Genomic DNA, 25,894 nt, shown 5'->3' on the forward strand with positions numbered 1-25,894 from the left:
TTATGTTGAAACTCTTTATCGCCGCACTCTTAGTCTCGTCACCTTTATTTGCTGAAGAATTTCAGGCCCCCGTTACCGATACAAATTGGCAAGTCATTGAATCACCGCTTGAGTGTTCATTAATGCAAACCATTCCCAGTTTTGGCAAAGCCGGTTTTTATAGACGAAATGGACAACCTTTACAACTGACGTTTGATACCGATAATCAACCTGCTGAAAACAGTCATGTGTTATTTGAAATGTCTGCAGCGCCGTGGCAGAACACTGAGGAGTTTGACACTTTAAAGCGTATACCCACCTCTTCAGGACAAAGACAATTCCAAATTGAAGGCCCCCTGGCACAACAAGCACTCGTAAAAATGCAGGATGGCCGCTTCCCTATCATTCGTTACCGTTCTCAAGCATACGCTGATGACATCACTGTAAAGTTATCCACCATTAAGTTCAGTGACTCATTGCCAGCGTTTCAGCAGTGCTTAAACAACCTCTACCCAGATAGTTTTTCTGAGGTAAGAAAACTGACTGTTTATTTTGAGTCGGAAAAGGCCAATTTGGATAAAGCCTCACTTCAAGCGCTTACTCGTGTAGCAGAGTACGTAAAAGTGGATGACAGTGTCAGTCAAATCATCATCACCAGTCACACTGACAGTTTTGGTCGCAAACGTTTAAATGTCCCACTTTCAGAGGCAAGAGCAAAAACCATACGAGACTTTTTTGTCGGCCAATATGAGATACCGGCAGAAAAAATTATCATGCGGTCGTTTGTCGATCATGATCCCGCAGCTACGAATAAAACCGCTAAAGGGCGTGCTTATAATCGTCGCGCTGAAATCGAATTAATCCGGTAAAAGGCTTTTCGGCGAAGCCAATTAGTGTCACCATTACATTCCGTTTAATCGTGCTCCAGTGAGCTAAAGGAAGAGAATGAATCACGAAGCAGTCATGGCACTGTCAGTCATTGGAATTATCGCCATTGTATGTCAATGGCTAGCTTGGTGGATAAAACTGCCTGCCATCGTCCTGTTACTGATCGCGGGTATTGTTCTGGGGCCTGTGACAGGTTGGTTGGACCCCGAGGCGTTATTCGGTGACCTGCTCTTCCCTACTGTCTCACTTGCTGTGGCTGTCATCCTGTTCGAAGGAAGCCTGACCCTCAAGTTTGAAGAAATTCGAGGACTTCAAAAAGTCGTCCGCAATATTTTGACGCTGGGTGTGATGATCACCTGGTCTGCCATCGCGATCGCGACCCATCTTTTATTAGATTTCCCCTGGGCGCTGGCTATTTTATTCGGTGCCATTATGGTCGTGACCGGTCCGACTGTTATCGTCCCTATGCTCAGGACTGTGCGTCCCAATGCCAAAATCTCTAATATTTTACGTTGGGAAGGTATTGTTATCGATCCATTAGGTGCGATTCTGGCCGTTTTAGTATTTGAAGTACTCTTATCTATCCAGCTTCAGGGGCATGCCGAAGTCGGACATACCCTTTACATGTTTGCTAAAACGATTGTAGTGGGCCTCAGCATTGGTGCTATCGCTGGTTACAGTTTTGGCCTGTTACTACGCCGTCATCTATTACCTGAGTATCTGCATAATGTGGCAGCCCTGGCGCTGGTATTTGGTACCTTTGCTGTGTCCAACGAAATCTCTGAAGAATCAGGCTTGCTGACGGTTACCGTGCTGGGTATCTGGTTAGCCAATATGAAAAATGTTCAGGTAGAAAATATCTTAGACTTCAAAGAAGATCTGAGTATTTTCCTGATTTCAGGCTTATTTATTCTGCTGGCTGCACGCCTTAATCTGGACTCATTCACTCAACTGGGTCTGGGCGCGGTTATTTTATTTTTATTTATTCAGTTTGTTGTGCGTCCCGTCAAAGTGTTTGTCTGTTCCATCGGCTCAGACTTAACTTGGCAAGAGAAAGCGATGATTAGCTGGATTGGACCGCGCGGTATTGTAGCTGCAGCCGTTACGGCATTATTTGCTCTGCGTTTACAAGATATCGGTTACGAAAAAGCCGACCTGTTAGTACCCTTATCGTTTGCCATCATTATCGGTACAGTTCTGGTGCAAGGTGCCACAGCTAAATTTATTGCAAAACGTCTCGGTGTGGCAGAGCCAGAAGATAGTGGTTTCCTGATTGTGGGTGCCAACTCTGTCGCGCGTGTGGTGGCACAGGCACTCAACGATAACGGCTTCAGAACTCGTCTTACTGATGGTAGCTGGAGTAATGTCAAAGAGGCTCGAATGAAAGGCATGGATACCTACTACGGTAATGCCGTTTCTGAACATGCCGATCGACACTTGGATCTGATTGGTCTTGGCCAGATACTTGCCCTGACACCACAAAGTGAACTCAACGCTTTAGCCTGTATGCGTTATAAGTCAGAATTCGGCAGCAACCGCGTTTACTTTCTATCAACGGATAAAGAAAAAGATAAGGAACGCAGTGTTGTTAAATCACGAAAAGCAATAAGTCATGACTCTCATGTCTTGTTTGGCAGTGAAATCACTTATGCCAAAATGGCCAGCCTGATTTCCCAAGGTGCCAAAATCAAACAAACTAAATTAACTGAAAACTTCAGTTTCGCTGATTACTTGCGTGAGCATGGTCGTCGTGTGACACCGTTATTTGCCTTCAATCCTCGGAAACGTCTGCGATTTTTCACCGCAGCAGAATCATTACAGCCTGAAATGGGGTGGACTATTGTGGCCTTAGTGCAAGATGAAACTGATCTGACGCCAGCAGAAATGAGTGCACCAGAAGTTGATGGTAGTCTTGATGAAAATCGTTTACCAACATAACAAAAGAATTCAGCTTTCAGGCCGATATATCAACTAGGAACACTGAGTTGAAGTAAGGGTAAAGTTATACCATGGCTGAAGACAATAACGACATTCTTGAAGAAGAAACAGAGACACCTCCCACATCAGACGACACACCTGAGCGAGAGGTGGATCCTGAAGATAACAATACAGCCAAAGCCAACAGCAAAGATAAGCCATTGTTATTTGGCTTATCAAAATCACTGTTAATAAAAATAGGGCTCGGTGTAGCTGCCCTCTTGCTTATCACAGGCTTAGCCCTATTTTTTCTGATGGATTCTTCAGATACAGAGGAAGAAGCAGAACCTATTTTGCTGGATGCTCCCACGGATTCAGACAATGAAGATACGGATAACCTCTCATCAGCAGATGAACAAAGCGCTGTCTTACCTGAAGTGGATATCAATCTAGAAGATGACGAAGAAGAAGGTGTGGTCTTACCGACAGTGGTAAAAAAACAAACGGATGAAAATGGCAACGTCATCCCAACAGAAAACCTTATTGACCCCATGCCTGGTGATGAGCCCCCTTTGAACGAAAATACTGCTTCAAGCGAAATGGCCAACCAGCAAAATAATGAAGCGGACACATTACCATCCATCACAACGGATTCCACAGACGCCAATATTGACGGTAGTTCACCTGACAAATTGCTGAAAGAAGTGATGGCATTACAACAACAGCTCAATAAGCAGCAGTCGACTAATCAAGAACTGATCAGGCAGATACAAGAATTATCAAATGAAAATAAATCGCTGAAAAATGAAGATCTAACAGCAAGCAATTATGTGGCACCGGCGGCACCTTCATTCACAGATAATAATGAAGCTCAGTCAGATAACGATAAACCCATTCAGTACCAGGACTATCGTTATAGCCAGCAACACAAACTCAATATAGGGCCACAATGGGGTGAGGTTAACCCCAATCTAGACAAGTGATGATTATTGCCACATTGCTAACAATTGCTGGGTTACGTGTTGATAGTCATTTGCTTTTGTGATGGCTGTAATCATGGCCACTGAGCCTACCCCAGTTTTTCTGAGCTGCTCAGCTCTTTCAACATTAATGCCACCAATAGCCACGATGGGATAATGCCCGTTCAATAAATCAACCCACTGCTGCAGACGCTCAATACCCTGTGGCGAGAAAGGCATTTGTTTGCTGGTCGTTTCATAGATGGGACCTAAAGCAATATAACTTGGATTCACCGCCAGCGCTCTGGCAAGCTCCCAATATGAATGAGTAGAGACACCTAATCTCAAACCAGCCTCTGAAATCTGCTTTATATTCGCATCATGCAGGTCTTCCTGACCAAGGTGAACACCATAAGCGCCAGCTTCAATCGCCATTTCCCAGTGATCGTTGACGAAAAAATGAACAGGTTTGTTTGCTACCGTACTCATGGCTGACTGCAGATGCTGCTGTATTAAGTCTTGATCAGCCTCTTTCACTCTTAACTGTATCGTTTTGATACCTTCATCAACCAGCTTTTTAACCCAATCAGCACTCTCCACGACCGGATAAATACCAAGCTCAGGACAAGTTGGAAATTCCAATGTTTGACCAATCAACTCAGGCTGATAACACAATTTGGGAAAATCAACTAACGCGATATCTTGCTGGCTATGATGAATAAGCTGGTATGGCCCCACTTTGTGTGAAAGCCTTATGCCACGTGCGACATAGGCTTTGGCTAATACCATAGCATCTCGTATATCTTGTCCTGATGCTAAATGTGAAGCCAGAGATGAAGCCATAACGCATCCTGTTCCTCTTACCTGAACAGCTGTTTTTTCGTTATAGAGATAAAAATCAGCTAATGTAGAAGAAACGAAATCTATGGCCAAAGCATTGTCGCTATGCCCACCTTTAACTAAACAGACATCAACACCTTCTTGACGCAGTAGTTGTGCACCCATCTCTACACTGATATCAGGCTTTGTGAGCGCATAGAGCTCAGGCAAGTTGGGGGTCACCACCGTCACCAGAGGCAAAATCTCTTTATAGATGTAATTTTTGACATCCTCCGGTACAGTCATGCCACCACTGGTACTCCCAAGTACGGGATCAAAAATAACCGGACCGTTAAATTTATTCAGAATATCTTTGATACATTTAGCTATCTCAAGATGTGGAATTAGACCTATCTTTATCGCTTTAATATCAAAGTCTGCCTGACAATTTTCAAACTGTGCTTTCACTTTAGCAGGACTGACTAGGCCAAACTCTGTTAATCCTTCTGCACTTTGTTCTGTTAAGCCAGTAATTAATGAGAGTGGATGGCAACCATGATTCAGAACCGTCATGATATCTGCCGACATGCCAGCACAACCTTGGGGATCCAATCCTCCAATCAGTAAAACAGCCGGTTTTTGATTCTGTGTGGCGTCCACGTATTACCTCATGTGAATAATTCTTTAGAGCGCGCTTTGAAATAAGCACTCTGTATTGCTGGCATCACCTTATTTGCCGGCCGATACTTAGGCATGTTGTTGCCAAATGGGCTGATCTAAGGTGGGTGTGCTAGGTTTGGCATTGTCGCGTTTAGGCATAACACCGGCTTCATAAGCCAAACGACCGGCATTGATGGCATCAGCAAAGGCATGAGCCATTGTCTCTGGCTCAAGCGCTTCTGCAATCGCTGTATTTAACAGAATGCCATCGTAGCCTAGCTCAAGAGCTTGAACCGCGTCAGAAGGTTTACCAATGCCCGCATCAACTAATAAAGTCATTTCTGGCAAACGTTCACGTAATGTCTTTAAGGCATAAGGATTGAGTAATCCCTGACCGGTGCCGATAGGCGCGCCCCAAGGCATTAATACTTCACAACCCAACTCTGCCAGTTTCTGACATAACACCAGATCATCCGTGCAGTATGGAAACACCTTAAATCCATCTTCTATCAGTATTTTGGTCGCTTCAACTAAGGCAAAGGGATCAGGTTGCAGGTTATAACTATCACCCAACACTTCAAGCTTAACCCAGTCGGTATCAAATAACTCTCTGGCCATATGTGCGGTGTTAACGGCTTCTTTGACGCTATAACAACCTGCCGTATTAGGTAAAAGATGGCAGTTGAGCTGTTCAATCATCTGCCAGAACTGATCACCACTTTGTTTATCTGCTGATGTCTGCCGACGCAGTGAGACGGTAATGACTTCCGCCTGAGATGCTTTAATGGCATCGATCATCACTTTTGGTGATGGATATAACGCTGTGCCAATAAATAATCGACTACTGAGTGTTTGTCCATAGACTTGCCAATCAGATGCTTTCATCTCAACCTCCACTTATTGGAGACACAATATCAATACGATCTCCATCATGAATCACTACATCCTGCCAGCGAGATTTAGGTAGCAGTTCATCATTAATAACAATCACAAAACGGCCCTGCACTTGTTGACTTTCAACAAACTGTGCCACGGTGTGTTCTGCATCGATATCCAGTAACTCACCATTGAATTGAATCTGTACGATTACATTAGACGTCATACAACGCTCCAAATTGTATTTGCCCACTTTGCCGTGCTAACAAATGACATAAATCATCAATAACGGCCGGAGCAAACAAATAGCCATGTCGATAAAAACCATTGATAACGTAACCCCAGTCGGTTCGTCTTATCGTGGGAAGATTATCGGGAAGGCCAGGTCGACAATGTGCAGCCATTTCCAGAATGCGTGCTTCAGCAAAGCCTTTATGCAAGCTGTACAAGGCCGACATTAACTCCAAACCACTTCTGACGGTTAGCTGAGAGCGATCATCACTTTCTATCACAGTGGCACCCAGTACATACTCGTTATTTGGACGTGGCGCCAAGTAAAACGGGTAACGTGGATGCATCAATCGTATCGCGTGTTTGAAGTTCACTTCAGGCGCTGATACACGAATCACTTCGCCTCGCACACTGCGTAATTCGGCTAAATTTGCTTTGCCACCGTTGCCACGACAATCCAGCACAGCATCAAAGCTTTCTGCTGAACACTGCAGATAACGTTGTGTGAGCTTTTCGATCTCGGTCGAATTCAACTCACCGATCTCATCCGTTATCACCCACTGGGCATGCAACTCAAGGAACGAAGTCAATTGCTGATAAAGCTGGCGATTATCAATGCATGACTCTTTTTCAAACCACATGGCTTGATCGAAGCGTTCAGCTAATTCTGGCTCGCGCAAACTCAGTGCCGCTTTATCCAGCTGAACATAATCACTGTCTGCCAGCACATGTTTGGCCCGTCTATCAAACCGTTCCATTTCGGCTTTATCACCCTGATGTGCTACGACTAAAGTGCCTTCATTCTGATAAAACACCCGGGCTTCTAACTCGCTGAGCCATTTAGGCCATAGCTGATAAGAACGCATACCAATCGTTTTCACTAAGGGTTCAGCTGTCACCGCTTCAGTTAATGGTGCAACCATCGAAGCGGCGACAAAACCAGCACTATCGCTACCGGTTTTGTCGTCTTTCGATAACAATGTCACTTGATAGCCTGCCCGAATCAGACGCCAAGCTGTCAGGCGTCCGATCAGGCCACTACCGATGATGAGATAATGGCTCATCAAACCTGGCGATAAATTTTGCTGCCGCCTTCCTTGAATTCCTGAGATTTCTCAGCAAAGGCCGCTTTCACGTCATGTGAAATTTTCATTGAACAAAACTTCGGACCACACATTGAACAAAAGTGAGCCACTTTTGCTTTAGGTTGTGGCAAAGTTTCATCGTGATATTCACGTGCTGTATCCGGATCCAGACCCAAATTAAATTGATCTTCCCAACGGAATTCAAAACGGGCTTTTGATATCGCGTCATCACGGATTTGTGCACCCGGATGACCTTTACCTAAATCCGCTGCATGGGCTGCAATTTTGTAGGTAATGATGCCGGTTTTGACGTCATCTTTATTTGGCAGACCGAGATGCTCTTTTGGCGTGACATAACACAGCATCGCCGTGCCAAACCAGCCAATCATGGCTGCACCGATACCAGAAGTAATATGGTCATAACCAGGTGCAATATCGGTCACCAGTGGACCCAAGGTGTAGAACGGTGCTTCATGACACCACTCCAATTGCAGATCCATATTTTCTTTGATCTTATGCATCGGAACATGACCCGGACCTTCGATCATGACTTGCACATCATGCTTCCAGGCAATCGTGGTCAATTCACCTAAGGTTTTTAATTCCGCCAGCTGGGCTTCATCATTCGCATCAGCCTGAGAACCGGGACGTAAACCATCCCCTAATGAAAATGACACGTCATAGGCTTTCATGATTTCGCAGATATCTTCGAAATGCGTGTAGAGGAAGCTCTCCTCATGGTGAGCCAGACACCACGCTGCCATAATCGAACCACCACGTGAAACGATACCTGTTGTGCGATTGACGGTCAGAGGAATATGAGACAAGCGAACACCCGCATGGATCGTGAAATAATCGACGCCCTGCTCAGCTTGTTCAATCAAAGTATCTCTGAACACTTCCCAAGTCAGATCTTCAGCCACGCCATTAACCTTTTCCAGTGCTTGGTAAATCGGCACAGTTCCTACTGGCACAGGTGAGTTACGGATGATCCACTCACGGGTTTGATGGATATGTTTACCTGTCGATAAATCCATAATGGTGTCACCACCCCAGCGGGTGCTCCACACCATTTTTTCGACTTCTTCCTCAATTGAGGAGGTAGTCGCTGAGTTACCAATATTGGCATTTATTTTTACCAGAAAATTACGGCCGATGATCATCGGTTCGGTTTCAGGGTGATTGATATTGGCTGGGATAATGGCGCGACCTTCTGCCACTTCTTTACGGACAAACTCTGCCGTAATGTAGTGTTCCATATTCTCAGGTAACTCACCACGCTGGGCTAACGCTTCACGTCCCATACTTTCACGAATAGCAATGTATTCCATTTCTGGTGTGATAATACCTTGGCGTGCATAGTGCATTTGGCTGACGTTTTTACCGGCTTTCGCTTTGCGTGGTAAGCGACGATGATCGAACAAAGGAATATCAAAGTCCTGAGCATCTTGCTCACGTGTGTAGGCTGAACTGAACTCGGCTAATTGTTCAGTATCATCACGCTCATCAATCCACGTTTGGCGAATGAGTGGCAATCCTTTTTCAATATCAATGGTTGCTTTGGGATCGGTGTATAAACCTGATGTGTCATATACGACAACAGGCTCGTTGGGAATAGCCGCCAATTCAGGATTGGCATTTGGTGTATCAGTCAAATGAATCTGACGAAATGGCACTAGTAAGTCGTCGCGACTACCTTTGATGTAAAACTTCTCACTCCCCGCCAAAGGCTCAGTCGTAATGCCGCTACGGTCTTTAATGTTAATAACTTTATTGGATTGTGTAGACACGTTTCTTCCCCTAAATGAAAACCACGACGGGGAAGATGAGATCGTTGCGCGAAAGCGAACAAGAAAACAGACACCAAACGAAAATGGATCTCGAGTGCAAAACAGGTGTCCTGCTTGTTTCCTACGGAGGTTCTAGCCTCTTCAGGTTCAACGGGTTTCATCTCAGCCTTTCCGGATTATTCCGGTCGGGCACCCCGACAAGTGCTTCGCATGGTAAATCAAAAAGGATTTTTTACACAAGCCTCATCTGGCACAATGGTCTACTATTTTTTCTCCAAACACGCAGGCAGCATCAGGTTCATGGCTAATAAAAAAGACGACTCTGAAGAAGATGAATTTGCATTATTCCGAGAGGAAATGCGCGATGCCATCCGTATACGCCAAAACCGTCTGATTCATAACAAACCGAAACCGGTTGCTAAAGCCATTCGCCAAAAAATCATGGATGATGAATATCAGGGAGAAACCTTCTCAGATATGTTTTCTCCAGAGACGGTTGGTAATGAAGAATATCTTGAATACCGTGGTCCAGGAATTCAACACAAACTGTTTAGTAAGCTTCGTAATGGCAAAGTCCATATCGAAGCAGAGTTAGATTTACATGGCATGACCATTGCCAAAGCCGAACCATCATTGTCTGAGTTTCTGGAGTTTTGCCAGCGACAACAAATCCGCTGTGTACGCATCATCCACGGAAAAGGCTGGGGTTCGCGTGATAATAAACCCGTCTTAAAAAGCAAACTGAATCATTGGCTGCGCCAAAGTGAGATTGTGCTTGCGTTCTGTAGTGCAACTATCGACGATGGCGGCACGGGCGCGTTGTATGTTCTTCTGAAAAGGTTGTTTCAAGAATAAGTAACCTAATAAGCCATACACAACAAAGGCATGAAAAATGGATTCATTGAGTACAGGCATCGGAAAAGTAGCACTTAGAACGGCTCTAGACAAAGTAATAAAAACTTATAGAAACAATAAGTTTGATAAATTAATTAAACGATTAGAGACAGGTGAAATAAATTTAACTGATAATGAACTCCAATCAGACGATTTTATTGCTTGTTTCATTAAAACCATTGATGCTATTGATAAAGCTATTTCAAAAGAAAAGGTAGCTATTTTAGAGAACTTGTTTATTAATGGCATCGAAACTCAAGTAATTCGAAATACACCCACGTTGTATGAAGAGACTCTTACTATCATTTCTGACTTATCTATTCGCGAAATAGAAATCCTATTCATTCTAAGTGAAGAGCTAAGCATCGAAGAAGCTCAAGAAGAATCAACCATTGTTCTTGAGCGTAATCAAAAAGCAAAAAAACGTATATGCCAACGCTATAATATTTCTGCTGTTTATACAGCGGCTTTGCTGCATCGACTAGAAAGAACAGGCTTGATTGTTGATGGCAATTTTATTGGTGGTCCTGAGTATTTTATGTCTCCTCTCTACCAAGAAATCAAAAAATTAATCCACTATGAAATCTGGCAAAGTTAAATAAATCATCTTTATTTATCTGATTGACTGGAAACAACAAAACAAGGCTGCTTGTTCTGCTTAAGAAACAGGCATAGTTTTTTTGCCTCAGGCTTAGCTGCAAAATTACCCAGTTGTAGACGATAAAAATCTGGCTTAACAGTATCTTCAACGGGTTCGGTAATGGTGGTTTGGTATGTTTGCCCTCTCAAAGCAGCTTTGTTTGTTAGTTGGGCCAAGGCGATATTAACCTGTTCTCTAGACTTAAATGCCCCTACCTGCACACGATAAACAGTCACTGCTTGCGGTTTGTCATCAGACACCTTTTGTTCGGCTTTAACTTTATGAGTCTTTTCGGGCTTTTCGGTTGTGAGCGTCGTTAATTTGTCAGGCGCTGTTTGAACAGTAGATCGTGCCATTACTTCTGCCGTTGGCTGAACGACCTTAATGTCAGATTTTTCTGTGATTTCAGGTAATCCCGGTGGCGCATCGTTAATCGAATGATTGTCACGGTTAGTTAACATCAAAGCATTCGCTTTTTCGATCTGGCTAGCGCTTAGATCATCTTTCAGTTGTGCTTGTTTCACAATAGCCTGTGGGTGGTTTTGTTGACTCGCCAAGCTAAACCAGGAATAGGCAGTAACGTTATCCTGCCTGACACCATCGCCACTTAGTAGCATTTCACCCAGTTGGTATTGCGCATGAGCATCGCCTTTTCTGGCGGCTTTTTCAAACCATTGAAAGGCTTGTTCTTTTTGCTGTTTTATGACTGTTTTTGAGGTTTGTTTGTCTCTGAATGCCGCCGTCAACATATCTGCTTTGGCTAGCTCTTCAACCGTTAATCGGTTTCGTATTGCTAGTCGATCAATGGAGGCTTGTTTATGTTTCTTTTCACTGGCTAGGGTTAACCAGGAATAGGCAGCGGCATTGTCTTGTTTCACTCCCTGGCCGTTTAATAACATAATACCTAACATCCATTGCGCCTCAGCGATATTCTGCTCTGCCGCTTTATGCCATGCTTGATAAGCAGTATGAAAATCTCTGTTTTTATATGCCGCAATGCCATCCTGAACGTCGTCTGCAAAAGCAACGCCAGTATAAAACGCAAGTAGCAGCAATACGCCAGAAATTGACCATCGTGTTCTTTGCAGAGATGTTTTCATTGTGATGTGAACCTTCTCAACTGGCTGCTGAATATGAGGGATAGCGTAAAGACTTTTTCAACTAGTGAGAAGACGTTATTATTCTGACAATCCATCTGGGCAGTGAAACGATGACACCTGAACAACTACAGCAGTACCTGTATCAACACATTCCTTTATCAGCAGCCATGCAGGTTTCTGTCACAAGCTTGGCAGATGACCATGTCACACTCCAAGCCCCCCTGACGCCCAATATTAACTACCATGAAACCGTATTCGGTGGCAGTGCCTCAACATTAGCCATCTTATCTGCATGGTCACTGTTAAATACACGACTCCATAACGCCGATTTGGACTGCACACTAGTCATTCAACGAAACTCGATGGAATATGAAAAGCCAATAACGGGCGAGTTTACTGCGACTGCGTACATACCCATCACTGAAAACTGGGAAAAGTTTTTACGTACTTTTGCAAGAATGGGAAAAGCACGAATTACTGTGGTATCGACACTAAGACTTGAGACTGACCGTGTGGGTTTGTTTCAGGGTGAATTTGTGGCTCTGCAACGCTAACCATTAACACCATCTACGAATAGATCAAGTACAATCGTCGATTTTTTATTCTCTATAATAAACAGAACTCATCATGGCTGACGCAAGACCGATTGGTATATTTGACTCTGGTATCGGCGGCTTGCCTATTGCCAAACAGATTAGAGAACGCATGCCTAACGAGCATCTCATCTATTTGGCTGATACGCTGCATGCACCCTACGGTGAAAAAAGCGAAGCCTACATCCTCGAGCGTTCCGTCACGATTACCGAAGAGTTACTCAGTCGGCAAGTCAAGGCCATTGTAGTCGCTTGTAATACGGCGACACTGGTCAGTATTAAAACTCTTCGGGAACGTTATTCATTGCCGTTTATCGGCGTGGAGCCAGGGTTACGCCCGGCTGCATTGAATACAAAAACGGGCGTCATCGGTGTGTTAGCCACGGCAAAAACACTCACCAGCCAGTCATTTCATGATTTAGCTGAGCGCGTCGCTATGGGTGCTCGGATTGAAATACAACCCTGCCCTGATCTGGTGATTTTAGTAGAAACATTAGCGTTAAGTTATAAGGACACATACAACACCATTCAGCGTTATATACAGCCATTACTGGATAAAGGTGCCGATACGCTTATCCTTGGTTGTACGCATTTCACTCATCTCAAAGCCGTTATACAACAGGTTGCCGGACCGAATATCACCATCATCAGCACGGAAGAGGCTGTCGCCCGCGAGGTCGATAGACGATTAACCATGGACAATCTTCACGCTGAAGTATCTGATCTGGGTTCGGTACTGATGTTAAGTAATAGCCATAAAACAGGTTTTGAAAAACAAGTGACAACGTTGTGGGGTAAGGCTGATATACAACTTTTTTAAAGGCTTCAATTCATTCTGCAGGTAATGTTAAGTCAGTGAAGACGTGATCAGCTGCTTGTCTCATAAACACATCTTCTCTAAAGTTATCTACAAAACAGGCGTTTAGCGTAACATCCTCATAAAGCCAATAGATATAGCCACTTTGTTCTACTCGGCGACGCCAATTATATCGACACTGCACCCATCCCTCTTCCAATGCTGAAATCAGCCTGGGTGCAGACTGTGCTGTTTTATATGCCAATGTCCGCTCAGTCAGAGAAAAATGAAAGCGGTCAATATAAAAATCCTCAGTGTCTAAATGAAACTGAATACGCTTATGCTGCTCAGGCTCACCATGCATATCCAGCACAATGCGTTCATCCGCTAGTGTATTTGCTGAAGCAAGACACACCAAGGCTCTGTCAGGCTGATGCAAACGCTGTCGTTTATCAGCTTCACTGCGCTGACTTTTATCCCACTGTGTCAAGAAAGTTTGTACGATAAGCATATGATGATTACGTTTTGGATAAATCCATCTCAGTCAAATGCCCTTTTGTAGCCAACGCTGATGTTTTTGCTGCAATTACTGACAATTTTTCACCATCAACAAGCCCGGTTTGACGAGCTTTAGGGGCTTTTCTGTATGGGCGTCTCATGTAAGCTTCTTGGCCAGGCGGTTATCAGGGCTTTTAATAATGTTGCCAGTGGAATGGCAAAGAAAACACCCCACACACCCCATATTCCACCAAAAAACAAAACGGCAAGAATGATAGAAACAGGATGCAAATTGACAGCTTCTGAAAATAAAACCGGCACTAACACATTGCCATCAAGCGCCTGAATAATACCGTAAGCAATCAATATATAAGCAAACTGTTCGGTGAGCCCGAATTGAAATCCCGCTACCGCTGCAACAGGTAATGTAGCGACAGCAGCACCAATAAATGGAATTAACACAGAGAAGCCCACCAAGACAGCCAACAGTGCGGTGTATTGCAAGCCAAAGAATGAGAATGTCGCATAACTCACCGTACCAACAATCGCAATCTCGACCACTTTGCCACGCACATAATTAGCAATTTGATCATCCATTTCACTCCAGATGCGGTTCATCAGCCCACGTTTTTCCGGCATGAATGACAGTACAAATCCAACCAGTTTTTCCCGATCTTTCAGCATAAAGAAAACCAGAATAGGCACTAATACCAGATAGATAATCAAACCAATCACATTACCCAGCGAAGCAATAGACAAAGACACCGCCCTTTGCCCATAAACCGTGAATTGTTTTGCGGTGCTGGAAATCCAGCTTTGAATTTCATCAGGTTTGATTAAATTAGGATAATGATAATGAAGGTTGACCAGCCAGTCCTCACCATTGGACAACATGTTAGGCGTTTCCTGCACCAGGTTAACCAACTGATTCCACAACAATGGCATTAATAAAAAGCCCAAAGCCAACATCAAACCGATAAACCCGAGGAAGACTATGGCTACCGCCACCATATTGGGTACACGCCTGCGGGTCAGCATATTCACGACCCCCTGTAACAGGAAAGCAATCACCAACGCCGTAAAAAATGGCGCCAACATCCCGCCCAACCAGATAACCACAGCAAAGCCCAGCACTAAAACAATGAGCAGAATAACGGCTTCTTCATCAGAGAAATAACGTTCTGTCCATTTGCGTAAAATTGATCGCAGTGTCATTGGTCGCTTTATCCTCAGCTATAATTGATTCGCAATAGCGATATTCTGTCACATCAGAACTTAACACGTTGAGAAGAAATCAGCGATGACATAGATATCGTTCATCTTGAACCATGGAGTAATTATGCACAGCCTGGGGAAGAATATAAGCTACATTGATGGTGATAGCGTCCGCTTTTATACCCTCCCATACACCACGCGAATGGTCGTCATTCGCTTAGCAGATGGTTCGCTATGGTTGCATAGTCCCATTCAATTCACGTCTGATTTAGCTAAACAAATAGATGCACTGGGTGAAGTACGTTATTTGGTTGCACCCAATAAATTACATCATTTATTTTTAAAAGACTGGCAACAGCATTATCCATCAGCCTTAGTATTTGGCACAGAACAAGTCTGCCAGAAACGCCCGGATATTCACTTCAATGGTGTACTTACTGCTGATTGGGTTCCACCATGGCGTGATGACATATCACAGCTCTTATTTACAGGCTCAAAGGTGATGCAGGAGTGTGTGTTTTTTCATCGCAGCAGCAGAACACTCATTGTGACCGATTTAATTGACAACTTTCAGGCACACTCTTTCACTCCTATCAAGCGCTTGCTCGCTAAAATCGCCGGTGTTTTAGCCCCTAACGGCAAGATGCCGATTGACTGGCGATTAACGTTTAAGAAGCCAATTGCCCGCCAGCATCTGCAGCAAATTATTGACTGGCAGCCAGAAAAAATTGTCATGGCCCATGGTGAAGTGATTGAGGAGCAAGCAGTGACATTTTTAAAATCCTCATTTAGCTGGTTAAATCTGAGTTCCAGTACTAAGTAATCATGACGCTGATGAGTGATAATTTGATGATGTTTATAGTGACATCGATAGTACTGGCCCTTGCACCTGGGCCGGATAATCTTTATGTCATCTCACAATCAGCATTATACGGGGCCAGAACTGGGCTCATCATCACGCTGGGCTTATGCAGCGGTTTGATTATTCACATTGCGGCGGTAGTGTTTGGCCTGGCTACCTGGTTAATCACTTCACCCATGACATTTGTATGGCTAAAAATCATTGGGGCTGGCTATTTGCTCTATCTAGCATGGCGTGCATTCAGGACACCAGTAATAACAGCTTTGACTGATACAAAGAGATTAGACACTTCACTCAGCTTGCTTAGAATCGGATTCTTAATGAATGTCAGCAATCCTAAAGTAGCGCTTTTTTTCCTGGCATTTTTACCACAATTTATTGATACATCAGGCGTATCTGTATCGTGGCAAATTGTCTATTTAGGGCTGATATTTATGCTGACTGCATTGATGATATTCAGCGTTATGGCATTGACTGCAGCCAGTATGGGTAGGTGGTTAATTGCTTCCAGTCGAGCTCAGCGCATCTTGCAGTCACTCACCGCCCTTATCTTTACCTTATTAGCGGCTCGATTACTGTTTTATCAGCTATAACTGTCTATCGTAGTGCCAACTTTGGTGTCCGATGTAGCTTCTGACGAATTGACCGTGGTGTTGGATGGCGTAGCAATGGCTTGATCTTTTTCTGCTGCTTTTTCTTGTTGTTTTTTCAAGGCTTCCAGCTGTTGAATTTGAAGCTGAAGTAATTGAATTTGTTGTTGTATGGCTTCTGCTTGCTTTTCGGAATCTTCACCAGGATTTTTCAACAATGCTTTGAGCTCATTAAACAAGTCCACCATCTTTTTCTTTAAAGCCGCTATACGCGCCTCCAGAGATGAGCCTGTTGAGGCAGCGTGTTTAGTCGTCCCATTGCTTCGAACAGATGACAGATCAATATTCATATATGACTCCCTACCATGCCTCATTAGCGTCCATTATGTTTTGCATCGACAACAACATGTATTTCTTTAACATTTGTTTGAAAAAAACGAAAACATCTCTTTCTGCCATACACGATTTATGTGACAAAAATAGGTCTTCATAACTGAAATTATTTGCTCTATATTGATAGCTGTCACACATTAAATAGTTCAATAAAGACTCATATCGACCACGCTTGAAAACCTTTCCGCTGAATGTCGTGCCGTTCATATCACTGATGATTTTTATATTGATAATCAATATGTTGATATGGTTATTTTCTATTTTAGTGTTACATAAACAAAGACGATGGGATGCTCGCGTCGGGATACAACCGTGCTAACGACAGCACTATTACATGCGCAATCAATAAAATTGATGCGCCAAAAAGCGACTGCGTTTATCACATTAACAATTAATCATCAGCGATTAAGGGATAGAAAATGAGTGGAAATGAATCTCGCCTGCAAGCGATTTCAAACATTACAAACCGTCAAAAAACAACTGTTCACAAATCTGAACCGATAGATAAAATCTGGGCGACAGATGTTTTCAATCTGGCAAAAATGGAGGAAGCATTAAATAAGTCTGCCTTCAAAGCCTTTAAACAGACTGTTCAAACAGGTGCCCCATTAGATCCAGCCGTTGCCGATGTTGTGGCTGCAGCCATGAAAAACTGGGCCTTGTCTAAAGGTGTGAAGTTTTTCTCTCATATTTTCTACCCGATGACCAATATCACCGCAGAAAAACACGATGGTTTTATTGTGACCAATGCTGAAGGCAATGCGATTACAGAATTTTCTGGCAGCTTATTGATTAAGGGCGAGCCTGATGGTTCGTCTTTCCCTAACGGTAGCTTACGCATGACCAATGCGGCTCGAGGCTATACTGCTTGGGATCCAACCAGCCCTGCGTTCATTATGCACACAGAAAACGGCTCTACGTTGATGATCCCAAGTGTTTTCATGTCATGGACCGGTGAAGCACTTGATAAGAAAATCCCATTACTACGGTCCATCTCAGCCATGGATCGTGCGGCCAGGAAAGTGCTGGCTTTAATGGGTGAAACCGAGATTGCGCCGCTTAACTCAAGCTGTGGCGCTGAGCAAGAATATTTCCTGGTCGATAGTAATTTTGCTCTAGCACGTCCTGACCTGCTTTTAGCTGGTCGAACATTATTTGGCGCTGCACCAGCTAAAGGCCAACAGTTTGATGACCATTACTTCGGTGCTATCCCGGAACGTGTCCAGGTCTTTATGCAAGACTTCGAAGACCAGTTATACCGCTTAGGTATTCCTGCCAAAACGCACCATAACGAAGTCGCTCCCGGTCAATTTGAGATAGCCCCTTATTTTGAGTCAGCCAATATTGCTGCAGACCATCAACAATTAATGATGACCTTGATGAAAGCCACAGCAAAAAAACATGGCTTCATGTGTCTGCTACATGAAAAACCTTTTGCTGGTGTTAATGGCTCAGGCAAACACGTTAACTGGTCGGTCAGCAATGCCACACAAGGTAATTTATTAGATCCAGGTAAAACACCGCATGATAATCTGAATTTCTTATTATTCTGTGGCGCAGTTATTCGTGGTGTACACAAATACGGCCCCTTGCTTCGTGCGGTGATTGCTTCTGCTTCAAACGATCATCGTTTGGGTGCTAATGAAGCGCCTCCAGCGATTTTATCAGTCTATCTTGGTGACCAGTTAGAAAAAGTATTCCAGGATATTAAAGCGGGTGATATTGCGACCTCGAAAAAAGGTGGCGAGATGGATCTGGGCCTGTCACAAATTCTAAAATTTGAACGTGATCCAGGTGATCGTAACCGTACATCCCCTTTTGCTTTCACTGGTAATCGCTTTGAGTTCCGTGCTGTGGGTTCATCTCAATCGGTATCTGGCCCCTTAGTGGCCATGAATACAATGCTGGCTGACTCGCTTGACTGGATTGCTGAGAAATTAAAAGCTGAATTAGATAGCGGCAAAGATCAAACCACCGCAGTACTGGCCGTTCTGAAAGAGTTAATGGAACAACACGGTAATGTGGTATTTGGTGGCGATGGCTATTCTGAAGAATGGCACAAAGCGGCGGTAGACGTGCGTGGTCTGAAAAACTTACCGACTTCTGCTGATGCTCTGCCTTACCTTCGTGATGAGGCTATCCGTGAGTTATTCTCTCGCACTGGTGTATTCACACCTGTCGAACTGGAAAGCCGCTTTGAGGTATACGCCGAGCAATATATTCTTTCTATTGAAGTGGAAGCCAAGCTCGTAGTTGAGATGGCAAAAACGCTGATTTACCCATCCGCATCGCAGTATCTGACAGAACTGTCCGTCACCCATACCAGTATGGCGGACATGGGAATAGAGATGAATAATTCCGTGGTGAGTCTAATTGCTCAGGAAACCAATGCTATGTTGGCCACGGTCAGCGAACTTGAAGCGGCTTTAAATAAGCATGACTTTGATTCAATTGAAGCACATATGAACTTCTGTGCAAATGATATCCGTCAGTTGATGGATAAAGTGCGTTTACATGTTGATACGCTTGAAGGTGAAGTGGCTGACGACTTATGGCCACTGCCTAAATATCGCGAGATGTTATTTATCAAATAACTGATGTCATTGCTATTAAGGCCGCTTTAAGCGGCCTTTTCTTTTAGTGGTGTCATATCGTTTCTACAGATACTGCCAGGAGAATTCCGGTGCCACATTGTATTATCGAATATTCAACGAAACTGGCTGACATCACTTCAGCTGAGACATTAGTGAATACTGTTCATCAGGCAGCGATAGATTCTCTTTTATTCAAACCTGAGCATATCAAAACACGCAGTATTGCTTACCAAACGTTTAGGCTCGGCGATCATCACACACACTTTTTGCACGTGACTGTCAGACTGCATCAAGGGCGCACCCTGGAGCAAAAGAAACGTTTAAATAATTTAATCGTTGAACGGCTTTGTACAACATTACCTTTATTCGATATCACTATCACCGCAGAAACGGTGGAGATGGACACAACCACATACGTAAAAACAACATTAGCCTAACCCAGCGTTATGAATGACGTAGTTTCATCATGCCGGCAGCAAAAGATATTGCAACGCGTTTATTGTTTGAATGTTAATCTTAAGTCATACAGTAGCCGTCATGATTAAGCTTTAAAGTAAACATGACTTCATACTCGGAATGACATCTAGAAAAAAGCCTATTTATGAACCAGCAACCTAACAACCCACTGCATGGCATCACCCTCGAAACCATTGTCACTGAACTGGTCGATCATTATGGCTGGGAAGGTTTCGCTCATAGAATTAACCTGAACTGTTTTAAAAACGACCCTTCTATTAAGTCGTCATTAAAATTTCTGCGTCGAACAGATTGGGCAAGGAAAAAAGTCGAGCAACTTTATATCACTACATTCAAAAGGTAAGTCAGTGCCACACTGGATATATCTCGCCATTGCCATCATCGCTGAGGTCATTGCGACCTCAGCGCTGAAAGCCAGCCACGAATTTACGCGACTTGTTCCGACACTTATCGTTGTTACGGGTTACCTGACTGCTTTTTATTTTCTGACATTGTCGTTAAGAGTGATTCCTGTCGGTATTGCTTATGCTATCTGGGCAGGCTTGGGCATTGTGCTCATCGCTATCATCTCGTGGATAGTATATGGGCAAAAACTCGATTTACCTGCCCTTCTCGGCATGGGCTTAATCATCTCAGGCGTACTTGTCATTAACTTATTTTCTAATACCGGCGGACACTGAATTTTTTATAAAAACATGCCGCCAGACGCCTCGATACGTTGACCCGTAACCCATGAACTGTCATCACTCACCAGCATGGCCAATGCCTTAGCAATATCATCGGGTAATCCCACTCTGCCTAATGCAGTTTGATTAGCGATACTGCGGTTCAACTCAGTGTTATCACGAACAGCACCACCGCCAAAATCAGTTTCAACTGCACCGGGCGCCAGCGTATTAACCCGAATCTGTTTAGTAGCGAGCTCTTTTGCCAGATAGCGCGTTAATACCTCCACTGCCCCTTTCATCGTGGCATAAGCCGTATAACCAGGCAGTGAGAAACGCGCCAGACCTGATGAAATATGAATGATTTGACCTTGAGGAGCGATCATAGGTAATAACAATTGGCTGAGAAAAAACGGCGCCTTCAGATGTGTATTCATTAAAATATCAAAGTCGGATTCGGTGGTGTCTTCAAAAGATTTATATATGCCCATACCTGCATTATGAATAATGACGTCCAGCTCTTTTCGACTAAACTCTGATTTAAGCTGAGTCTCTACAACATCAGCAAAGTGACTGAATGTATCTGTTTGGCTGACATCCAATGCCAACGCTGTCGCGCTTCGACCTATTTCTTTAATCCTGCTAACCACGTCATCAGCTGCGTCTTTATTTGAATGATAAGTGATAATGACATCACAACCTTTTTCAGCCAGATAAAGCGCACTTTCACGGCCTATCCCTCTGCTACCACCTGTAATTAATACTAATTTATTCATTGATTACCTCCTTTCCATTGAATGAGGTGACATCTTATGCCGCTATTAATTCATGATAAACAGACAAAATCCGATATCATTGTTCGTAAATAACTAACAGTAGAAGAAAAATGGATAAGTTTGAATCAATGAAGCGGTTTGTCACAGTGGCACAAGTCGGCAGTTTTACCCGAGCCGCCGAGATGCTTGGTTTACCGAAGTCCAGCGTATCGGCTTCAATAAAATCACTCGAACAACAAATCAATACACGCCTATTACAACGAAGTACCAGACAGATAAACCTCACACGTGATGGCGAGCGCTATCTCACAAAATGTCTTTCCATTCTGGAGCAGGTAGATAGTCTTGATAGCGAGTTTCAACAGCCTTCATTAATCTCTGGTTGCTTGCATGTTGACATGCCCAGCCGCTTTGCAGCCAATATTCTTCTGCCTCATTTAAACAGTTGGTACGAGCGTTATCCTGACGTCTCAATCAAGCTGCGTTGCAATGACCAACGGGCAGATTTGATCAAAGATGGTGTGGACTGTGTTATTCGTGCAGGTCACCTTGGCGATAGTGAATTAGTTGCCATGCCATTGACTCAGTTAACCGTGATTAACTGTGTTAGCGCTGATTATGCAGAGAAGTATGGTAAACCCCAATCAGTAAATGATTTAGCACACCATTACCTCATCGATTATGCACAAAACCTGCAAACACAGACCGCTGTATTTGAACATATTGCTCAACATCATCTTCAGCTAGTTGAGATGAAAAGCAGACTACAAGTCAACAATACGGATGCCTATTTATATGCTTGTTTATCCGGACTGGGTATCGCGCAACTACCCGCCATGAGTGCAGAGCCGTACCTTGCACGTGGGGAATTAGTCGAGATTTTGCCTGACTATCCCGCCCCGGTCATTCCTTTATCCATTATTTATGCCTCTCGTCGTCAAGTACCTAAACGTCTGAGTTTATTTATGGCTTGGTTACAAGAGTTAACAAACAATGCTGTCAAGACGAATTTGACCATGCTGGAGAGAAGCAGACAATCTGCGACAAAATAGACAGCCATTTTTTTCTGTGCTAAAACCATTTGAACATTACGTGTTTTCAACTAGATAATTGAAAACAGATAAAAAATGCTCACGAAATGGTTATGTAGAGAGGATTTTTGCGCTTGGATACAAACACGGTTTCATTACTCCCTAGCGAGCATGATGAAAAAATGGCATTGAAAGTCGATATCATCAATATGCTCTATAGCAGCAATCTTAAATCCGTTATCGTGGCCAGTCTTGTTGCCTTCACATTGGCTTTTGTTGAGTATGACCAGGTTAACAAGACAATCTTAATCGCTTGGTGTCTTATCTTTAGCGTTGTTTATGGATTACGTCTGTACTCCACCATTTATTTCAAACAACACAACACCAATAACTCAAACCCTGACACTTGGCTCAATATCTTCCGTTTATCCACTTTAGCTTGTGGCATGGCATGGGGGCTGGCTGGTTATTACTTTCTTTCAGAAACCAATGATGTCGCTCATAAAGCCTTTATCACACTCGTTATTGTCGGTGTCACAGGTGGTGCGATGGTCGTGTATTCAGTCGATGCGATAACATCGAAATTATTTTCCGGGAGTATCTATTTACTGTCATTACCCGGTTTTTTTAGCAATGAAACAGAATTATCACTGGCCATGGCGATTTTACTCGCCGTATATATTGTTTATATCTCTATTGCATCATCAAATCTGGGTAAAAAACTACATGAGAATATCTTGCTGCATCATGCGGCTATAAAACAACAAGCTGAAATTGAGAAGTTATCACAACATCAACGTATTCACTTAGACCACACACCGATGGGAGTAATTGAGTGGGACCTCGGCCTCCAGGTTGTGTCATGGAATGCTGCAGCTGAGCAAATATTTGGCTATCAACAAGATGAAGCAATTCATCAGCATGCCCGTTTCTTGTTGCCAATCGACATTCAGGATCATGTCATCCAAAAAATGGAGGAATTTATCGCTGAGGGAAGCTCCAGTCATTGTCAAAATGAAAATTTGACCAAGGAGGGTGACATTATTTTCTGCGAATGGACTTACACCGCTTTGCGTGACAATCATAACCATGTCGTTGGCTTGGCAACCTTGGTTCAAAATAAAACCGAGTTTAAAAAGAGTCAGGATGAAATCCAATATCTGGCTTACTATGACACGCTAACAGATTTGCCCAACCGACGTTTGCTGACCGATCGCGTCACACAGGCCATGCACACCAGTAGTCGCAACCAATCTCACTGTGCCGTGTTTTTTATTGATTTAGATAACTTCAAAAACATTAACGATCTTCATGGGCACTCAGTGGGTGACATGCTTCTCAAATCGGTATCCACTCGACTGAAAACCATTTTAAGAGATGAAGACACCATTGCCCGTTTTGGTGGAGATGAGTTTGTTATTTTGATCCAAAATATTGGTAACACCGCTAACAAAAGCAAAGAAATATCTGAAGTTATTGCCAACAAAATTATTAATGGTATCAGTGATATATATAATATTGGTAACGTGCAATATCGTACTTCATGCAGCATAGGCATTTGCACATTTCAGGGCGAAACCTTATCCGTTAATGAAGTATTTAAACGTGCTGATAACGCTATGTTTCAGGCCAAGTCAGATGGTCGTAGTTGTTTTCGATTTTTTGATGAAGCGCTTCAGCCCAGTATTGAATTCAAAGCCAGTCTGGAAAATGATCTAAGAGATGCCGTATTCAATCGCGACATTCTCCCCTATTTCCAACCCCAGGTGAACCACCGACATGAACCTATTGGTGCTGAAATTCTACTACGCTGGCAGCATCCTAAACATGGCATGATTTCACCGGCCGAATTCATTCCTATTGCAGAAGACTCAGACATTATTAACCGCATAGGCACTGAAGTACTTCAACATGCTTGTAGACAATTAGCTGTCTGGCAACAAGACCCGGCTACGGCTAATTTAGTTTTATCCGTCAACATCAGCGCTCGCCAATTTATGCAAAAGAATTTTGTTGATACGGTCTTATCCAGCATTGAAACACATCAGTGCTCCGGCTCACGTTTGCGACTGGAAATCACTGAAAGCCTAATGCTAAAGAACATTAATGAACTTGCTATAAAAATAGACAAATTACGGTCTCATGGCATCACTTTATCTCTGGATGACTTTGGGACAGGCTATTCATCACTCTCCATATTACGAAGTTTTCCACTGGATGAAATAAAGATCGATAAAAGTTTTGTGGATCATATGCTAAAAAATGCCAATGATGCTCATATCATTCGCACCGTTATCAATATGAGTAGTCACATGGGCATGACTGTCATCGCTGAGGGGGTCGAAACGGATGCTCAGGAAGCATTCCTAGCTAAACATGGTTGCCTGAATTATCAAGGTTATTTATTTGGCAAACCCATGCCAATGGAAGAGTTTAATAAATACATAAACCAACATGTGAATGTGGTTAAAACCTGATTTTACGTCTGAAGGTCCTAAAACACTGCTCTGTTTTCTCACTTGATAGTTGGCGCTTAACCCATTATCTAGATTTCATCTGTGCTTAACACACCCAAAGCACAATACAATCGTTTCCCTATGTCAGCCCTATCCCTCTCTGAAATCGGTTAATATATGCCCCCTTGTTCACCAGAAACCGCCTATCACAATGAAATCCTTACTCAGCTTAGCCACCTTGTTTAGTCTTTTATTCACGGTAAATAGTGTCAGCTCTGCTAATAATGAAGGCATAAATTGGCAGACAACATTTGCCCAATTAGAAAAAGAATATGGCGGGAGACTGGGCATTGCCGCTTATGACCTACAACACCAATTTCAACTGCATTATCGTGCTAATGAACGTTTTGCATTGTGTAGCACCTTCAAAGTTTTACTGGTTGCTAATGTCTTACACCGAATTGATCAGCATCAAGAAAGTCTGTCTCGTCCGATTCATTACGATCGTGCTGACATACTGGATTATGCCCCGGTCACCAAAACACATCTTGATGAAGGCGTCATGTCGGTAGCAGCGTTAAGCCAGGCGACATTACAACTCAGTGACAACACTGCGGCCAATTTACTATTAAAAACAATAGGTGGCCCAGAGGCATTAACCGACTATTTGCGTTCGATAGGCGATAACACCACAAGACTCGACAGAATAGAACCTGCTCTTAACAGCAACTTGGCAGGCGACCTTAGAGATACAACAACACCTGCAGCGATGTTGGCGACGCTGAACACCCTGTTGCTTGGTGATCATTTATCCGACGTATCCAAACAACGGCTTATTCAATGGCTAATAGGCAATCAAACAGGTGATGACAAAATACGTGCGGGCGTCCCGTCCACCTGGCTAGTAGGTGATAAAACGGGCTCTGGTCCTAACGGAGCCTTTAATGATGTAGCGATTATCTGGCCAGAAAAAGGTAAACCTTATTTACTGGTGATTTATTATTCTGAATCCACGCTGACGAAACAAAAAAAAGCTGAATTGCTCGCCAAGATAAGTGAGTCAGTTAGCAAAATCGTTTTCCCTGGTTTAAATCGATAATAAATAAAAAC

At 43.4% G+C, this 25,894-nt stretch carries 26 protein-coding genes and 1 riboswitch; of the genes, 16 read left to right on the forward strand and 10 right to left on the reverse strand.

Translation table 11 applies throughout. The features are described 5' to 3' along the window. The first annotated feature begins 2 nt into the window (after window positions 1–2). The 3 genes from B3014_RS04090 (at window position 3) to B3014_RS04100 (ending at window position 3,767) form a co-directional block, all read left to right on the forward strand. Window positions 3–848, forward strand: a complete 846-nt coding sequence (locus tag B3014_RS04090) for a flagellar protein MotY (protein ID WP_289244753.1) — start codon at window positions 3–5, stop codon at window positions 846–848. Window positions 849–924: 76 nt separating this feature from the next. After that, window positions 925–2,805, forward strand: coding sequence for a cation:proton antiporter (locus B3014_RS04095; RefSeq protein ID WP_286304437.1), 1,881 nt, complete (start codon window positions 925–927; stop codon window positions 2,803–2,805). A gap of 71 nt (window positions 2,806–2,876) precedes the next feature. Further along, on the forward strand, window positions 2,877–3,767 hold the full coding sequence (locus tag B3014_RS04100; RefSeq protein ID WP_289244752.1) for a hypothetical protein: 891 nt from the start codon (window positions 2,877–2,879) through the stop codon (window positions 3,765–3,767). Between the two features lie 3 nt (window positions 3,768–3,770). Here B3014_RS04100 and thiE read toward each other — a convergent pair whose 3' ends face one another. From thiE to thiC, 5 genes are all read right to left on the reverse strand, one after another. Then, on the reverse strand, window positions 3,771–5,222 hold the full coding sequence (thiE, locus tag B3014_RS04105) for a thiamine phosphate synthase (RefSeq protein WP_286304435.1): 1,452 nt from the start codon (window positions 5,220–5,222) through the stop codon (window positions 3,771–3,773). Between the two features lie 87 nt (window positions 5,223–5,309). Then, on the reverse strand, window positions 5,310–6,107 hold the full coding sequence (locus B3014_RS04110; protein WP_286304434.1) for a thiazole synthase: 798 nt from the start codon (window positions 6,105–6,107) through the stop codon (window positions 5,310–5,312). A gap of 1 nt (window position 6,108) precedes the next feature. Then, window positions 6,109–6,324, reverse strand: a complete 216-nt coding sequence (thiS, locus tag B3014_RS04115; protein ID WP_289244751.1) for a sulfur carrier protein ThiS — start codon at window positions 6,322–6,324, stop codon at window positions 6,109–6,111. After that, window positions 6,314–7,393 carry an FAD-dependent oxidoreductase gene (locus tag B3014_RS04120; RefSeq protein ID WP_289244750.1) on the reverse strand — a complete coding sequence of 360 codons (1,080 nt, stop codon included), beginning with the start codon at window positions 7,391–7,393 and terminating at the stop codon, window positions 6,314–6,316. Before B3014_RS04120 ends, thiS begins: the two co-directional genes overlap by 11 nt. Further along, window positions 7,393–9,204 carry a phosphomethylpyrimidine synthase ThiC gene (gene thiC, locus B3014_RS04125; RefSeq protein ID WP_289244749.1) on the reverse strand — a complete coding sequence of 604 codons (1,812 nt, stop codon included), beginning with the start codon at window positions 9,202–9,204 and terminating at the stop codon, window positions 7,393–7,395. The genes B3014_RS04120 and thiC overlap by 1 nt, the downstream gene beginning before the upstream one ends. A gap of 101 nt (window positions 9,205–9,305) precedes the next feature. Continuing rightward, window positions 9,306–9,411: riboswitch (TPP riboswitch) on the reverse strand. A gap of 93 nt (window positions 9,412–9,504) precedes the next feature. Here thiC and B3014_RS04130 point away from each other — a divergent pair. Both B3014_RS04130 and B3014_RS04135 read left to right on the forward strand, forming a co-directional pair. Beyond that, entirely contained in the window at window positions 9,505–10,059 is a 555-nt protein-coding gene (locus tag B3014_RS04130; protein WP_289244748.1) for a Smr/MutS family protein, read from the forward strand. 37 nt (window positions 10,060–10,096) lie between these two features. Then, window positions 10,097–10,696, forward strand: a complete 600-nt coding sequence (locus B3014_RS04135; RefSeq protein WP_289244747.1) for a hypothetical protein — start codon at window positions 10,097–10,099, stop codon at window positions 10,694–10,696. Window positions 10,697–10,707: 11 nt separating this feature from the next. Here B3014_RS04135 and B3014_RS04140 read toward each other — a convergent pair whose 3' ends face one another. After that, window positions 10,708–11,838, reverse strand: a complete 1,131-nt coding sequence (locus B3014_RS04140) for an SPOR domain-containing protein (protein WP_289244746.1) — start codon at window positions 11,836–11,838, stop codon at window positions 10,708–10,710. Between the two features lie 110 nt (window positions 11,839–11,948). Between B3014_RS04140 and B3014_RS04145 the strand changes: the two genes are divergently transcribed. Both B3014_RS04145 and murI read left to right on the forward strand, forming a co-directional pair. Beyond that, window positions 11,949–12,392 carry a YiiD C-terminal domain-containing protein gene (locus B3014_RS04145; protein ID WP_289244745.1) on the forward strand — a complete coding sequence of 148 codons (444 nt, stop codon included), beginning with the start codon at window positions 11,949–11,951 and terminating at the stop codon, window positions 12,390–12,392. A gap of 73 nt (window positions 12,393–12,465) precedes the next feature. Beyond that, window positions 12,466–13,251: a glutamate racemase gene (gene murI / locus B3014_RS04150; RefSeq protein ID WP_289244744.1), complete on the forward strand. Its 786-nt coding sequence runs from the start codon at window positions 12,466–12,468 to the stop codon at window positions 13,249–13,251. A 10-nt stretch (window positions 13,252–13,261) separates the two neighbouring features. On the opposite strand, the gene B3014_RS04155 is transcribed toward murI, so the two are convergent. Together B3014_RS04155 and B3014_RS04160 are read right to left on the reverse strand one after the other, a co-directional pair. Next, on the reverse strand, window positions 13,262–13,738 hold the full coding sequence (locus B3014_RS04155) for a hypothetical protein (protein ID WP_286304425.1): 477 nt from the start codon (window positions 13,736–13,738) through the stop codon (window positions 13,262–13,264). Between the two features lie 119 nt (window positions 13,739–13,857). Further along, a complete protein-coding gene (locus B3014_RS04160; RefSeq protein WP_286304424.1) occupies window positions 13,858–14,940 on the reverse strand; it encodes an AI-2E family transporter in 1,083 nt (360 codons plus the stop codon). Between the two features lie 124 nt (window positions 14,941–15,064). Here B3014_RS04160 and B3014_RS04165 point away from each other — a divergent pair, with 124 nt between their 5' ends. Next, window positions 15,065–15,763, forward strand: a complete 699-nt coding sequence (locus B3014_RS04165; protein ID WP_289244743.1) for a DUF4336 domain-containing protein — start codon at window positions 15,065–15,067, stop codon at window positions 15,761–15,763. Window positions 15,764–15,774: 11 nt separating this feature from the next. Further along, window positions 15,775–16,395: a LysE family translocator gene (locus B3014_RS04170; protein WP_289244742.1), complete on the forward strand. Its 621-nt coding sequence runs from the start codon at window positions 15,775–15,777 to the stop codon at window positions 16,393–16,395. On the opposite strand, the gene B3014_RS04175 is transcribed toward B3014_RS04170, so the two are convergent. Further along, window positions 16,386–16,742: a FlxA-like family protein gene (locus B3014_RS04175; RefSeq protein WP_289244741.1), complete on the reverse strand. Its 357-nt coding sequence runs from the start codon at window positions 16,740–16,742 to the stop codon at window positions 16,386–16,388. The genes B3014_RS04170 and B3014_RS04175 overlap by 10 nt on opposite strands. Window positions 16,743–17,204: 462 nt before the next feature. Here B3014_RS04175 and B3014_RS04180 point away from each other — a divergent pair, with 462 nt between their 5' ends. From B3014_RS04180 to B3014_RS04195, 4 genes are all read left to right on the forward strand, one after another. Next, a complete protein-coding gene (locus tag B3014_RS04180) occupies window positions 17,205–19,379 on the forward strand; it encodes a glutamine synthetase III (protein ID WP_289244740.1) in 2,175 nt (724 codons plus the stop codon). Window positions 19,380–19,468: 89 nt separating this feature from the next. Next, complete coding sequence (locus B3014_RS04185) at window positions 19,469–19,816, forward strand: 5-carboxymethyl-2-hydroxymuconate Delta-isomerase (RefSeq protein ID WP_289244739.1); 348 nt, start codon at window positions 19,469–19,471, stop codon at window positions 19,814–19,816. Between the two features lie 164 nt (window positions 19,817–19,980). Beyond that, the gene (locus tag B3014_RS04190; RefSeq protein WP_289244738.1) at window positions 19,981–20,199 is read left to right on the forward strand and encodes a VF530 family protein; all 219 of its coding nucleotides are present in this window, start codon (window positions 19,981–19,983) and stop codon (window positions 20,197–20,199) included. Window positions 20,200–20,203: 4 nt separating this feature from the next. After that, the gene (locus tag B3014_RS04195) at window positions 20,204–20,536 is read left to right on the forward strand and encodes a DMT family transporter (RefSeq protein ID WP_289244737.1); all 333 of its coding nucleotides are present in this window, start codon (window positions 20,204–20,206) and stop codon (window positions 20,534–20,536) included. A 5-nt stretch (window positions 20,537–20,541) separates the two neighbouring features. Here B3014_RS04195 and B3014_RS04200 read toward each other — a convergent pair whose 3' ends face one another. Beyond that, on the reverse strand, window positions 20,542–21,297 hold the full coding sequence (locus B3014_RS04200) for an SDR family NAD(P)-dependent oxidoreductase (protein WP_289244736.1): 756 nt from the start codon (window positions 21,295–21,297) through the stop codon (window positions 20,542–20,544). A gap of 110 nt (window positions 21,298–21,407) precedes the next feature. On the opposite strand from B3014_RS04200, the gene B3014_RS04205 reads away from it, so the two are divergent. From B3014_RS04205 to bla, 3 genes are all read left to right on the forward strand, one after another. Beyond that, a complete protein-coding gene (locus B3014_RS04205; RefSeq protein WP_289244735.1) occupies window positions 21,408–22,349 on the forward strand; it encodes a LysR family transcriptional regulator in 942 nt (313 codons plus the stop codon). Window positions 22,350–22,462: 113 nt separating this feature from the next. Next, window positions 22,463–24,805 carry a putative bifunctional diguanylate cyclase/phosphodiesterase gene (locus B3014_RS04210; protein WP_289244734.1) on the forward strand — a complete coding sequence of 781 codons (2,343 nt, stop codon included), beginning with the start codon at window positions 22,463–22,465 and terminating at the stop codon, window positions 24,803–24,805. Between the two features lie 190 nt (window positions 24,806–24,995). Next, on the forward strand, window positions 24,996–25,883 hold the full coding sequence (gene bla / locus B3014_RS04215; RefSeq protein ID WP_289244733.1) for a class A beta-lactamase: 888 nt from the start codon (window positions 24,996–24,998) through the stop codon (window positions 25,881–25,883). The last annotated feature ends 11 nt before the right edge of the window (window positions 25,884–25,894 follow it).

Origin of the sequence: Methylophaga sp. UBA678 (genome assembly GCF_002299105.1) — a bacterium.
In the GTDB taxonomy this organism is placed as follows: domain Bacteria; phylum Pseudomonadota; class Gammaproteobacteria; order Nitrosococcales; family Methylophagaceae; genus Methylophaga; species Methylophaga marina.

Excerpts from the sequence above, each read along its gene's own strand:
- B3014_RS04090 (WP_289244753.1), top strand. The coding sequence starts at position 3 with ATGTTGAAACTCTTTATCGCCGCACTCTTAGTCTCGTCACCTTTATTT.
- B3014_RS04095 (WP_286304437.1), top strand. The coding sequence starts at position 925 with ATGAATCACGAAGCAGTCATGGCACTGTCAGTCATTGGAATTATCGCC.
- B3014_RS04100 (WP_289244752.1), top strand. The coding sequence starts at position 2,877 with ATGGCTGAAGACAATAACGACATTCTTGAAGAAGAAACAGAGACACCT.
- B3014_RS04110 (WP_286304434.1), bottom strand. The coding sequence starts at position 6,107 with ATGAAAGCATCTGATTGGCAAGTCTATGGACAAACACTCAGTAGTCGA.
- thiS (WP_289244751.1), bottom strand. The coding sequence starts at position 6,324 with ATGACGTCTAATGTAATCGTACAGATTCAATTCAATGGTGAGTTACTG.
- B3014_RS04120 (WP_289244750.1), bottom strand. The coding sequence starts at position 7,393 with ATGAGCCATTATCTCATCATCGGTAGTGGCCTGATCGGACGCCTGACA.
- B3014_RS04130 (WP_289244748.1), top strand. The coding sequence starts at position 9,505 with ATGGCTAATAAAAAAGACGACTCTGAAGAAGATGAATTTGCATTATTC.
- B3014_RS04135 (WP_289244747.1), top strand. The coding sequence starts at position 10,097 with ATGGATTCATTGAGTACAGGCATCGGAAAAGTAGCACTTAGAACGGCT.
- B3014_RS04140 (WP_289244746.1), bottom strand. The coding sequence starts at position 11,838 with ATGAAAACATCTCTGCAAAGAACACGATGGTCAATTTCTGGCGTATTG.
- B3014_RS04145 (WP_289244745.1), top strand. The coding sequence starts at position 11,949 with ATGACACCTGAACAACTACAGCAGTACCTGTATCAACACATTCCTTTA.
- murI (WP_289244744.1), top strand. The coding sequence starts at position 12,466 with ATGGCTGACGCAAGACCGATTGGTATATTTGACTCTGGTATCGGCGGC.
- B3014_RS04155 (WP_286304425.1), bottom strand. The coding sequence starts at position 13,738 with ATGCTTATCGTACAAACTTTCTTGACACAGTGGGATAAAAGTCAGCGC.
- B3014_RS04160 (WP_286304424.1), bottom strand. The coding sequence starts at position 14,940 with ATGACACTGCGATCAATTTTACGCAAATGGACAGAACGTTATTTCTCT.
- B3014_RS04165 (WP_289244743.1), top strand. The coding sequence starts at position 15,065 with ATGCACAGCCTGGGGAAGAATATAAGCTACATTGATGGTGATAGCGTC.
- B3014_RS04170 (WP_289244742.1), top strand. The coding sequence starts at position 15,775 with ATGAGTGATAATTTGATGATGTTTATAGTGACATCGATAGTACTGGCC.
- B3014_RS04175 (WP_289244741.1), bottom strand. The coding sequence starts at position 16,742 with ATGAATATTGATCTGTCATCTGTTCGAAGCAATGGGACGACTAAACAC.
- B3014_RS04180 (WP_289244740.1), top strand. The coding sequence starts at position 17,205 with ATGAGTGGAAATGAATCTCGCCTGCAAGCGATTTCAAACATTACAAAC.
- B3014_RS04190 (WP_289244738.1), top strand. The coding sequence starts at position 19,981 with ATGAACCAGCAACCTAACAACCCACTGCATGGCATCACCCTCGAAACC.
- B3014_RS04200 (WP_289244736.1), bottom strand. The coding sequence starts at position 21,297 with ATGAATAAATTAGTATTAATTACAGGTGGTAGCAGAGGGATAGGCCGT.
- B3014_RS04205 (WP_289244735.1), top strand. The coding sequence starts at position 21,408 with ATGGATAAGTTTGAATCAATGAAGCGGTTTGTCACAGTGGCACAAGTC.
- bla (WP_289244733.1), top strand. The coding sequence starts at position 24,996 with ATGAAATCCTTACTCAGCTTAGCCACCTTGTTTAGTCTTTTATTCACG.